This window comes from Paraburkholderia tropica, from assembly GCF_914484835.1.
Classification (GTDB): Bacteria; Pseudomonadota; Gammaproteobacteria; order Burkholderiales; family Burkholderiaceae; genus Paraburkholderia; species Paraburkholderia tropica_A.
In genome coordinates this window covers 61,388-72,402 of sequence record NZ_CAJZAR010000047.1, presented here as the reverse complement: position 1 = coordinate 72,402, position 11,015 = coordinate 61,388, and the positions used below count along the sequence as shown (strand labels likewise).

9 protein-coding genes are annotated in these 11,015 nt (G+C 64.7%); 3 read left to right on the top strand and 6 right to left on the bottom strand.

Going from position 1 to position 11,015, the window contains the following annotated elements; genetic code table 11:
• Positions 1 to 177: 177 nt before the first annotated feature.
• From LDO54_RS15665 to gcvA, 6 genes are all read right to left on the bottom strand, one after another.
• Complete coding sequence (locus LDO54_RS15665) at positions 178 to 1,140, bottom strand: hypothetical protein (protein ID WP_224011600.1); 963 nt, start codon at positions 1,138 to 1,140, stop codon at positions 178 to 180.
• A gap of 222 nt (positions 1,141 to 1,362) precedes the next feature.
• Entirely contained in the window at positions 1,363 to 1,668 is a 306-nt protein-coding gene (locus LDO54_RS15660; protein ID WP_224011599.1) for a helix-turn-helix domain-containing protein, read from the bottom strand.
• 17 nt (positions 1,669 to 1,685) lie between these two features.
• Positions 1,686 to 2,963 (bottom strand): type II toxin-antitoxin system HipA family toxin, encoded by a 1,278-nt coding sequence (locus LDO54_RS15655; RefSeq protein WP_224011598.1) that lies wholly within the window; start codon positions 2,961 to 2,963, stop codon positions 1,686 to 1,688.
• 75 nt (positions 2,964 to 3,038) lie between these two features.
• Positions 3,039 to 4,232 carry an aminotransferase class V-fold PLP-dependent enzyme gene (locus tag LDO54_RS15650; protein WP_224011597.1) on the bottom strand — a complete coding sequence of 398 codons (1,194 nt, stop codon included), beginning with the start codon at positions 4,230 to 4,232 and terminating at the stop codon, positions 3,039 to 3,041.
• A gap of 25 nt (positions 4,233 to 4,257) precedes the next feature.
• Entirely contained in the window at positions 4,258 to 4,764 is a 507-nt protein-coding gene (locus LDO54_RS15645; protein WP_224011596.1) for a RidA family protein, read from the bottom strand.
• A gap of 120 nt (positions 4,765 to 4,884) precedes the next feature.
• Complete coding sequence (gcvA, locus tag LDO54_RS15640; RefSeq protein WP_224011595.1) at positions 4,885 to 5,832, bottom strand: transcriptional regulator GcvA; 948 nt, start codon at positions 5,830 to 5,832, stop codon at positions 4,885 to 4,887.
• A gap of 227 nt (positions 5,833 to 6,059) precedes the next feature.
• Between gcvA and LDO54_RS15635 the strand changes: the two genes are divergently transcribed.
• The 3 genes from LDO54_RS15635 (at position 6,060) to LDO54_RS15625 (ending at position 11,013) form a co-directional block, all read left to right on the top strand.
• Positions 6,060 to 6,698, top strand: a complete 639-nt coding sequence (locus LDO54_RS15635) for a TetR/AcrR family transcriptional regulator (RefSeq protein ID WP_224011594.1) — start codon at positions 6,060 to 6,062, stop codon at positions 6,696 to 6,698.
• Positions 6,699 to 6,788: 90 nt separating this feature from the next.
• Positions 6,789 to 8,972, top strand: a complete 2,184-nt coding sequence (locus tag LDO54_RS15630; protein WP_224011593.1) for a TonB-dependent siderophore receptor — start codon at positions 6,789 to 6,791, stop codon at positions 8,970 to 8,972.
• A gap of 73 nt (positions 8,973 to 9,045) precedes the next feature.
• Positions 9,046 to 11,013, top strand: coding sequence for an extracellular solute-binding protein (locus LDO54_RS15625; protein WP_224011592.1), 1,968 nt, complete (start codon positions 9,046 to 9,048; stop codon positions 11,011 to 11,013).
• Positions 11,014 to 11,015: the final 2 nt, after the last annotated feature.

The following is an 11,015-nucleotide window of genomic DNA, read 5'->3' as shown; positions in this document are numbered from 1 at the left end:
CACACGGCCTCGGCCGCCTACCGCCTTATGAATCCGTCGACAGGCGACCGCGAAGAAACGCACACAGCGCTCCGCCGCGAGCTGCGAAGCCAGTCGAGGGAAAGCCCTGAAATCGTCACTATTAGTTGGGGGCGGCCAGCCAGGTCAACTGGATCCCTCTCGAATCCCCACCCCGCCTCACTGGTTGACTGACGCAGCAGGGCTTCTATCGGCACCGTGCCAAATCACCCGGCTGTCCCGCGCATAGATGAAACACGCTGTCGTCGCCAATATCTGGCAAATCGAGATTGCGCGCTGTTCCGCCGCCCGTTCATTCTCAGAAGCTTCAGACGCGCCCGGCGAGTATCCCCAATGACCGTCAGTCGATATTGCAAATGCCCCATGCGCTCCGCCGGCCAACCATTTACGGTAGCCTTCTTGTCCTCGCGCATCGATGTATGGCACCGGCTCAGGGGAACCGGCCGCCTCGCCTTCCGAAATGATGGGTTGCGACGGCGCCAACAGAGGTTCAGGCTGAGATTCGTTGGTCACTTTCTGTTGCGCGCCGCGGATTAATCCATCCTTCTCAAGATCATCAAACACTCTGATGATAAGTTTTCTCACCGTATCACTATCAAAGGCTGGGTCCCATGGAGTGAGCGTGTTGACCTTTACGCGGTAATCCGCATGCCAATACTCGATGCCGCGCGGCACGTCGCGAAAAATCGCGTGGAACACAAACAGGACATCGGCCGAATTTTGCGTTGATTGCCCGCCCCTGACAAATAGCACGAGTTCCGTGCTGTTTCCGCGGGAAGCATAGGGACCCACGCCGTTCCATGGATTGTTGCCCCGAATGTCGGCATTCGAAACGTCGACATCTGCCTCGAGGCCTCGGGCGCTTGCAACTTCAGGTGCGATAAACCTTATTTCATTGCCAAGATCATAGTAACCATCCCTCTCGAGGAGAGCCGCAGGAGAATAGGAAATGCCGGGGGCACGCGGGTTGGTTGCCCGGAACGTATTTTGAATGTACCGAACACTCAGGCGCGAAGCCGGTACAGACGGTCGGCTGCTCAGGCTGGAACTACCTGAAATTGAAGTGCACCCAGACAGAATTACGATGAGAGCAGCGATCCAGCGATAAGAACTCAACTGCATCCCAATTCCCCGAATTTATTCATTGTGTTGGGCCGGGACATCAAACGTGCATCCCCGTATGAGAGATCCGCAGCAGGATTCACTAGCAGCGGTATTGAGTGCGTTTTGTCGTCAGCCTTTCGGGATTCCGCCTAAAAGCTTACAAATATCAGCGCACGACAACTGCGAATTGTCGATGATCTACGCGGCGTTGTCGAACGGCCGAAATTGGCCAGCCCCGCCTCACTCCGCCGTATTCAAAACCGACTCCCCACGCCTCAAACGCACAAACCCCACCTGAAGCCCAAACAGCTTTCCAATACTATTTAGCGATTCCACCGTCGGATTCCCCGTACCACGCTCGATGTCCTGAATCACGCGCCGGCTGACGCCGCGATGGGCGGCGAATTCCGCTTGCGTCAGGCCCGTCATCTTGCGCATCGCCTTCATGGCTTCGGCGATGCTCAACTCGCCGCGTTCGATGCGCTCATAGAATTCCCGGCGCTGGGCGTTTTGCTCCTCACGGCTCGGCGGTATACGTCGGGGCATACTGGATCTCTAAGGAATCAGGAATCGGAACGCAGGGCCTTGAGTTGGCGGACCTGCGTATCAATGGACGGAATCAGGAACTGCACGATGTCGTGATCGACACCCTGTGCGAGCATGATGTCCGGGAGGCGTTCGATCTGCGAGGCAAACCTGCCCAGCGCCTCTCCGAGCAACCGTTGCTCATCCGCGCTAACCGGCAGCGCAGCCAGCACATCGCTCCACTCCGTCAGTTCGACTCGCGTCGCATCCGGCCGATACCACCTGAGCGTGCGCGGCACCAGTTCGGGGTCGAGATACATCGGCGCGAAATCGAACAACGGGGTCAACTGCTGTCGGCCATCGACAAGCTGCATCGCCGTGTTGCGCGCATGATTGTCGGTGTTGCGCATGGCCAGGTTGAGCACGTCGCGCTTGATGAATTCGAGCGTTTCGGCCGCCGGATCGGTCGCGACCCTGCGGATGGCCGCGACGACCTCGAAAAGATCCGGGCGCTGATCGAAGCCGCTAAGGCCGAGCAACGAGGCCACGCTTTCCTGATGCAGCCGCTCGACGCGCCCGTTGCGCACGCGCCGGTCGAAGCGCGGAATCAGCAGCACGTCGCCGTGCAGGCTGGGCAACTGCTCATAAGTGCGGATGCCGATCGCGGCGGCCACCCGCATATAGGCCGCCTCGTTGTGCAGGACCTTGATGTCGGCGGGCGCGTTGCCGCGCGGCAGCTTCGCGATCAGGTGCTGGGTCGCCTGCGCGTCCGGCAGAACCGCGTCGCCGTGCAGCAGGCCATTCTGGTCGCGCGTGAGCAGATATTTCGGCGCCGCGCCCTGCACGCCCGTCGTGCCCGTGCCGAGCATGCCGTGCAGATACATCCGCTCCTTGAAGTCCGCGCTGCGCTCCACCACGTCGTCGATCGACATGCCCGGCAAGCCACGCGCGTCCGGGTGCCGGCGCACGTGGGACTCGAAGTAATCGACCGCCTCGGCGACACGGATGCGCCCGATCGGATTGAACGCACCCGCGCAGAGCAGCGGAAAGTCCGCGTCCGGGCCGTCCTGCATCTTGAGCTCGCCCAGCAGGAAACGCCGGCCGGCGCCCTGCGGCACAAGGTCGTACAGAAACGCCGGAAGCTGACGCCCGAACCGGAATTCCGTGTCCACGGGTTCGACGAGCGACAGCGGGTCGTGCGTATGCTCGACGGCGTACATGACCTGGAATTCCCACTGGCACCGGCCATCGCGGAATTCGACCTGGGCGCAGTCGATCCAGCGGTCGTCCAGGAATATCTGCAGGGTGCTTTCCACCGCTCACCTCCTATATGCCTCATAAATGTAGCACAAAGAGGTGAAGCGCGCCTTAAATGCTTCTTATAAGAAGCTTTACGCGATCGCGATGATCGCCTCGACCAACCGCCCGATCTCCTCATCGGTCGTCAGATAGCTGACCGACGCCCGCGCGACGCTCGTGAGCCCGCGCGCCCGCATATCGAGCGGCGTATAAGGCACGCCGCTCAATCCGATCGAAATCCCCCGCCCGGCCAGCGCCGCCTGCACCGCTTGCGGCTCGTGCCCCGCGAGATTGAACGCCACCAGCCCGGAGCGCTCGACACCGTCATCGAGCAACACGACCGATTCGATCTCCGCCAGGCGCTGCCGCAGCGTCGTCGCCACCTGATCGATACGCTGACGAATCGCCGGCACGCCAATCGCCAGCGCCTCGCGCAGCGCGTTCGCGAGTCCGGCGCGTAGCGCCATCGACGTTTCCGCCGACTCGAAACGCCCCGCGTCGTCGCGCAGACGCGGCTCGCCCTGCGCATCGAGCGGCGCCGAAAAGCGATCCACGTACGCGGGCGTCAAGCGTTCGAGAAACTCGCGCCGCACATAGAGCAGCCCGGTGCCGCGCGGCGCGCGCAGCGCCTTGCGCGGCGCGGCGCTGAGCACGTCGCAGCCGATGGTCCGCACGTCGATCGGCACCTGTCCGGCCGCCTGCGCGGCATCGACGAAATAGGGAATGCCGAAGCGCCGCGCAATCGCGCCCACGGCCTCGGCCGGATTGATGAGCCCGCCGTTCGCGGGCAGCCACGTCAGCGCGATCAGCCGCACACGCTCGTCGATCATCGACGCCAGCGCCGCCGGATCGAGCGTGCCGTCCTCGCGCGACGGAATCACGTCGATCGTCGCGCCCGCGCGCTGCGCCGCGAGTTGCATCGCGGCCAGATTGCCGCCCCATTCGTGGCGTCCGACGAGGAGGCGATCGCCCGCGTTCCAGCCGCCCAGCGCCGCGAACGCCGCGCCCCAGCCCTGCGAATTGCCGCCGGTCAGCGCGATTTCGTCGGGCTGCGCGTTGAACAGCGTGGCGGCGAGCGCGCGCGCTTCATCGGTGATGGCGCTCGCGGCGACGCCCGCTTCCATCGGCCCGCGCGTCGCCTCGCGTTCGAGTTGCGCGTGAATCGCGCTCAACGTCGCCGACGAGGGCAGCGACGCGCCCGCGTGATTGAAATGCGTCGTCGTGCGCGTGCCGGGCGTCTGGGCACGCAGCGCGTCGATGTCGGTATCGGTCAGTGTTTGGGTCATGCGGCCTCCCCGGTGATGGCGGCGATCAATGTTCGCGCAGCGCGACCACGGCATCGACTTCGACGGCCGAGCCGGCCGGCAGCATCGCGACGCCCACGGCGCTGCGCGCGTGCCGTCCGGCCTCGCCGAAGATCTCGACGATCAGATCGGACGCGCCGTTCGCCACCACGCTCTGGCGGCTGAAGCCCGGCGCGCTCGCCACGAACACGCCGAGCTTGACCACGCGCGCGACGCGGTCGAGCCGGTCGCCGGTCGCGACGGCGATCTGCGCGACGACGCCGAGCGCGCACAGGCGCGCGGCTTCGATGCCATCGGCTTCGGTGACGTCGGCGCCCAGTTGGCCCGTGTACGGCACCGCATTGCCGCGTCGCGCGATCTGCCCGGAAATGTGGAGCAGATGGCCGTCCTGCACGAACGAGACGTAATTGGCGGCGGGCGCGGCGGCCGGCTCGAGCGTCAGGCCGAGCGCGGCGACGCGGGCGGAAATCGTGGAATCGGTGCTGGATTCAAGCGAGGCGTTGACGGTGTTCACGGCGAGGCTCCTTGCGCGATGCGTGGTTCGTGATGCGTGGTTCTGGATTCGGGAGCACCGATCCTAGCCATTCGCCTCGCCCGCGACCAATCAATCCTTGCCGCCCGTGCATGAGCGGAACTAATGCGTCGATGCGCGCGTGGCGTCGCCGTCGCCGTCGCCGATATCGTCGTTTTCAGCCGCGGCGATCAGCCAGTCGCAGAACGCGCTGGCCGCTTCGCTGCGCGGGCCCGGCCGCGTGACGAGCCACCAGCCGATCTCGGGATCGTCGAGCGTCATCGCAGGAAACATGGGCACGAGCGCGCCGCTGGCGAGCTGCGGCGCGATCAGCCGATGCCGCCCCATCGCCACGCCCTGCCCGGCCAGCGCCGCTTCGACCACGATGTTGTAGTCGTGCAGATGCACGCCGCGCGCGGCGCTGAGGTCGACGCCGAAGCGCGCCGTCCACGCATCCCATTCGAACGGCTGCTTGCTGTGCGAGAACAGGATCGGCAGGCGCAGCAGGTCGTCGGCGCGCGCGAACGGGCCATGCGCGGCGAGCAAACGCGGCGCGCCCACCACCGAAAGACGCTCGGACATCAGTTTGCGTGCTTGCACGCCGGACCACGTGCCGCGTCCGTAGCGAATCGCCACGTCGACGTCGCCTTGCGAAAAGTCGGCGAGCGCGATATCGGGACGCAAACGCAGATCGACATCGGGAAACGCCGCGTGAAAATCGTGCAGACGCGGCGCGAGCCAGCGCGTCGCGAACGACGCCAGCAGACCGACCGTCAAGCTGCCCGCCGCGTGACGCGGCGCGCGCATCGCGTCCGTGCCGCGCCGTAGCAGATCGAACGCGGCGTGCACGTGTTCGAAATACGCCTGGCCGTCGCTCGTCAACGTCACCGAACGCACGCGCCGATCGAATAGCCGCCGCCCGAGATCCTCTTCGAGCTTCTTGATGTGATGGCTCACGGCGCTTTGCGTGACATGCAGCTCCTCGGCCGCTGCGGTGAAACTCAAATGCCGCGCGACCGCCTCGAAGACGCGCAGCGACAGTAGTGGAGGAATGGAGCGCGACGAAGACATGGCATGAAGCATCGAATCAGACAGGCGACGATCTTAACGCGATTACGCGGTGCGAAACCGTACGCCGGTTCCTGTCGAACAGATAAGCATGTGAGGGAATTTTCTTGGACACCGTGATGCACGGTCAATAACATACCAACCGTACTGTATCTCGCTGTAACGCCTTTTGAATGTCCGCGATGCAGCGATCCTTTAACGCGCGCCGCGAGACCGTCCCGCCCCGCACCATGAATAACGTCATTCCGAATACCGCACCACGCGTCAGGCGCACCCAACACGAACGCAGCACGGCAGCGCGCGTCGCGCTCATCAACGCCACGCTGGCCTGCCTCGCCGAAGTCGGTCTCGCGAAGACGTCGATCAGCGAAATCTGCCAGCGTGCGGGCCTCTCGCGCGGAGCCCTGCTCCATCACTTTCCGCACAAGAACGAACTGCTGGTGGCCGCGTATGTGGCGTGGATCAGCGGCAAGCTCGACACGCTTGAACAGCGCATCGAACCGGGCGCCAGCGTGCGCGACGAAGTGCGCGTCTGGCGCGCGCAAATGCGCGAGACGTTTCCGATGACGCAGGAGTTCTACGGCGCGCTGCGCAGCGACGCCGATCTGCGCGAGCGCTTCAACGCCGCGTTGCTGACGCATTCGATCGGCGACGACATGCGCCATCATCCCGCGAATACACGCATCGACCAGTCGCCCGCGCCGTGGCTCACGCGCTACGTGATTGCGTGTTTCATTCGCGGACTGTGCCTGCAAGAACTGTTCGTGCGCGATGCGTCGGTTCCCGATCAGGCCTTCGAGCATTTCATCGAAATGCTCGGCGCGCATATCGAAGGCCCGCTCGCGCTCACTCCTTCGCCGACTGCCTGATTCACTGATTCCCTGATACCCGGTCGCATGTGACCTTCTCGCCAAGGCGTGCCTGGCTGCAATCAATATAAATATATCGGACTACTACGTATGAGAAAAAGCATATTCCGTTTGCGGGTAATTCCGGCCTTGCTGATCGGCGCAGGGACGTTGACCGCGAGCCTCGCTCACGCCGACGACTCCGCCAGCACCGCACAAAAAGCCACGAACGACACGACGAACGACGCCACGTCCGGCACGAACAAGGCCGCCGACAACAAGGTCCACAGCCTCGCCACGGTGACGATCAACGGCTCGCGCCAGCAGGCGCCGAAGGTGTCGAGCGGCGCGCTCGGTACGCGCTCCGATCTGGAAACGCCGTTCTCGACGCGCGTGGTCACGCAGCAGGAACTCGAAGACCGCCAGGTGAAATCGCTCGGCAAGGTGTTCGCGGAAGACGCGGCGGTGATGTCGCTCGGCGACACCTATTCGTTCAACGCCTATTCGATCAACGTGCGCGGCATTCCGCTCGACGACTACAACGGCTACAAGATCAACGGCCTGCCTTTCTATATGACGACCGTCGAATTGCCGGTCGAATCGTTCGAGTCGATCCAGTTGCTCAAGGGCGCATCGGGCTTCATGTACGGCTTCGGCGCGCCAGGCGGCATCATCAATTTCGTGACGAAGAAGCCGACCGACACCTTCACGTTCAGCGCAGACGTGGGCTATAGCTCCGACTCGGTATTCAGCCAGCACATCGACACCGGCGGGCGCTTCGGGCCGGACAGCATGTTCGGCTATCGCTTCAACATCACGCACGAACAGGGTGAAACGTATAACGATTCGCACGTGCTGCGCAATTCGGAGTCGCTTTCGCTCGACGCGCGCCTCACGCGCTCGCTCACGTGGACTTTCGACGGCCTCTATCAGTCGCGCAAGGTCGACGGCGGCATTCAGGACGTCATGCTCAGCGACTACACGGGCACGAGCCTGCCGCGCGCGCCGAGCGGCCGCACGAATCTCTCCGCATACGGCGACACCTTCTTCAATTCGAACGTGTACTTCGTGAGCAGCGGCCTGCACTGGCAGATCGATCCGGTCTGGAAGGCGAGCATCGACTATAGCCATAGCAAGGACGAGCGCAGTTACTCCGGCCAATGGCTCGACCTGCTCAACGAGCAAGGCGACTTCAACACGTATCTGAACCGTTCGCGCGGATCGTCGATTTACGACGTCGTGCAGGCCACGCTCGAAGGCAAGTTCTCGACCGGCCCGGTCGATCATCAGGTCGTACTGGGCGTGTCCCAGCAATGGCTCACGAAAAAGACCGTGCCCAGCTACCTCTATACGGATATCGGCTCGAACAATCTCTACGACACGATCACGCAGCACACGTGGGACGGCACCTACGATTACAGCCAGCAGTACAACAATTTCAACTCGCAGCAGAAGTCGATTTTCGCGAGCGATACGCTGAGCTTCCTGAAATACTGGTCGATTCTCGCGGGCATTCGCTACACGAGTTATCACCAGACGTCGTGGACGTCGCCGTCCGCGTCGCCGGTCAGCTACACGCAGAATCCGGTCACGCCGACGCTCGCGCTGATGTTCCGTCCGCGCAGCGACCTGCTGTTCTACGCGAGCTACGTGGAAGCACTCGAAGATGGCGGCACGGCAGCCGAAGGCTACGCGAACGCGAACCAGGTGCTCGATCCGATCAAGAGCAAGCAATATGAAGTGGGCGTGAAGTACGACGGCCGCCATGTGGGCGCGTCGGCGGCGCTGTTCCGCATCGAGCGCGGCGCGGAGTACGGCAACGCGCAGAACGTCTACGTCTCGAACGGCAAGGAGCGCATCAACGGTCTCGAACTCGACGGTCACGTCGATCTGCCCGCGGGTTTCCGCGTGGCCGCCAGCACCGCATGGGAAGCGGGCACGTATAGCGAGACCGAGGCCGATCTGATCGGCAAGCGCATCGAGGGCATTCCGCGCTGGCAGGCCACGCTGCAACTCAGCGACCGCATTCCGGGCGTGACGGGCCTCACCGCGAACGCCGAAGCGCACTACTACGGCAGCATGATGGCCGACGCGAACAACAACTACGTGCTGCCCAGCTTCACCCTCTTCAACGCCGGGCTCAGCTATCGCACGACGGTGGCCGGTCATGGCGTGACGCTGCGCGCCGAAGTCGACAACATTTTCGACCGCCATTACTGGGGCTTCCTCCAGAGCGACTATATGTTCGTCGGCGCCCCGCGCACGGTCGCGCTCAACGCGCGCTTCGACCTGTGAGCGCGGCCGTGTCGAATCGCTCGATTGCGCACGCGGGCCGCGCGACGCCGTCGCTCATGAAGCGGGCGCAGTCATGATCGCGCTCGCACATGCGGGAAAACGGCGCGCGCGGCGGTGGGCGGGCGTGTGCGCGATCGCGCTGGCGCAAGCCGCGGCGTCCGCGCACGCGGCGACGCTCACGGCGAGCCCGACGAGCCCGACAACTCGCGGCGCGCCCGACGCCCCGCACTGGCAAACCACGCTCGCGCTGTTCGACGACGCGCGCCCCGCCAGCGTGCCCGCGCGCCTGCCTTACGCCGACGACACGCCGCCGCGCGGCGGCACGCTGCGGCTCGCGAACTACATCGACGCCACGCCGGTCGTCACCTCGTACGACTCGCTCAATCCGTTCCTGCTGCGCGGCAACGCCGCGCCGGCCGCGCCGACCCTGCTGTTCGAGACGCTGATGCAGCGCAGCCTCGACGACGTGAGCACGCAATATCCGCTGCTCGCCGACCGCGTCGCCATCGCGCCGGACGGTCTCTCCGCGACGTTCCATCTGAATCCCGCCGCGCGCTTTTCGAACGGCAAGCCCGTGAGCGCCGACGACGTGGTCTGGTCGTTCGACTGCCTCAGCCAGGCGCCCACGTCGCCGTTCTACAGCGGCCGCTATGCGCTGATCCGCGCGGCGCGCGCGCTCGACGCGCAGACCGTGCGCTTCGACTTCCGTTCGGCGCAGCGCCGCGCCGTGCTCGACGCAGGCGACCTCTACGTGTTCTCGCGCGACTGGGCGCGCGCGCCCGCAGGCGGCACACGCAGTTTCGACCAACTCGCGACCGTGCCGCCCATCGCGAGCGGCCCGTACCGGATCGACTCGCGCGCGAGCAACCGCGAGATCGTCTACCGGCGCGATCCGCATTACTGGGGCGCGGACCTGCCCGTGCGGCGCGGCATGTTCAACTTCGACACCATCAGCTTTCGCCTCTATAGCGACGACTCCGCGCCGCTCCAGGCATTCCGTGCCGGCGACATCGACGCGATGTTCGAAGGCAGCGCCGAACAATGGACGCGCAATTACAGCGGCCCCGGCTTCGCGGCGGGCACGCTGCACAAACAGGAATTCGCCGAGCAAGGCATCAGCGACGCGCAAGGCCTGTTCTTCAACCTGCGCCGCAAAAAATTCCAGGACCCGCGCGTGCGCGAAGCCGTGGGGCTCGCGCTCGATTACGAGTGGATCAACCGCAACATGTTTTTCGGCCAGTACGAGCGCAGCCAGGGCTTTTTCGACGATAGCGAGTTCGCCGCGCGCGGCACGCCCGGCGCGGACGAACTCGCGCTGCTCGAACCGCTGCGCGCGAGCCTGCCGCCCGAGGTGTTCGGCGACGTGCCGGCGCAGCCGCAAACCACGGGCAAGGACGGCCTGCGCAACAATCTCGCGCGCGCCGAGGCGCTGCTCGAAAGCGCGGGCTGGCATTACCGCGACGGCGCGCTGCGCGATGCATCGGGCACGCCGTTCACGATCGAACTGCTCGACGACGGCACCGGCATGCAGCGCATTCTGATGGTCATCGTGCGCAATCTGCGCATGCTCGGCATCGACGCGCGCCTGCGCATCATGGACCAGACTGTCATCAACGAGCGGCTCAAGCATTTCGACTTCGACATGACGACGCTCGGCTATCGCGCCGCGAGCGTGCCCGGCGGCGAACTCGCGCGGCGCTTCGGCAGCGAGGCCGCGCGCACGCCCGGTTCGGAAAACTACGCGGGCGTGAGTTCGCCCGCCGTCGATGCGCTGATCGCCGACGTGCAGCACGCGCAGAGCGAGCACGCTTTGATTGCAGCGGCGCGCGCGCTCGATCGCGTGCTGCGCGGCGAACGCATCATGGTGCCCGAGTGGCACATCACGCACGCGCGCGTTGCGTGGAACCGGCGCATCGCGCCGCCCGCACAGGTGCCGAAGCAATATCCGTGGATGGACTGGGTGATCGGCTGGTGGCACGCCGCGCCGCAAAGCGCGCCGACCGCAAAGACAGCGCCCGCTTTCGCGCAGACACAGGAGTAAGC

What these genes read in the sequence shown, in the direction of transcription:
- LDO54_RS15650 (WP_224011597.1), bottom strand. Translation starts at nt 4,232, where the DNA reads ATGACCCAAACACTGACCGATACCGACATCGACGCGCTGCGTGCCCAG.
- LDO54_RS15630 (WP_224011593.1), top strand. Translation starts at nt 6,789, where the DNA reads ATGAGAAAAAGCATATTCCGTTTGCGGGTAATTCCGGCCTTGCTGATC.
- LDO54_RS15660 (WP_224011599.1), bottom strand. Translation starts at nt 1,668, where the DNA reads ATGCCCCGACGTATACCGCCGAGCCGTGAGGAGCAAAACGCCCAGCGC.
- gcvA (WP_224011595.1), bottom strand. Translation starts at nt 5,832, where the DNA reads ATGTCTTCGTCGCGCTCCATTCCTCCACTACTGTCGCTGCGCGTCTTC.
- LDO54_RS15635 (WP_224011594.1), top strand. Translation starts at nt 6,060, where the DNA reads ATGAATAACGTCATTCCGAATACCGCACCACGCGTCAGGCGCACCCAA.
- LDO54_RS15625 (WP_224011592.1), top strand. Translation starts at nt 9,046, where the DNA reads ATGATCGCGCTCGCACATGCGGGAAAACGGCGCGCGCGGCGGTGGGCG.
- LDO54_RS15665 (WP_224011600.1), bottom strand. Translation starts at nt 1,140, where the DNA reads ATGCAGTTGAGTTCTTATCGCTGGATCGCTGCTCTCATCGTAATTCTG.